This is a genomic window from Psychrobacter sp. SCQQ22 (assembly GCF_015864605.1).
Classification (GTDB): domain Bacteria; phylum Pseudomonadota; class Gammaproteobacteria; order Pseudomonadales; family Moraxellaceae; genus Psychrobacter; species Psychrobacter fozii.
This window is the reverse complement of record NZ_JADYWZ010000014.1, coordinates 1-232: the sequence shown is the minus strand read 5'-3', so window position 1 is coordinate 232 and position 232 is coordinate 1. Positions and strand designations below refer to the sequence as shown.

1 protein-coding gene is annotated in these 232 nt (G+C 56.0%); it reads right to left on the bottom strand.

Annotated elements, in window-relative coordinates:
• Window positions 1–232, bottom strand: a 232-nt coding sequence (locus I6E84_RS13875) for a hypothetical protein (protein ID WP_197218591.1), incomplete at both ends; no start/stop codon positions are given.

Genomic DNA, 232 nt, shown 5'->3' with positions numbered 1-232 from the left:
GGTGATGCTGTCGATGTCACTGGCATCAATGTCGCCAAGCGCTAGGCTTGCGGTAACGGTGCTGTCTTTGTCCGTCGCGCCCGTTTGGCTGATGGTGAAGACAAGGGTGTCCGTAGTGCCTTCAATCGCGCTGTCCATCGTCGCTTCAATGCTCACCACAGGTATGGCATCACCCGCATCATTAATGGTGCCAGTCCCTATCACGCCGCCAATCTCAAGCGTGGTGGTTTCA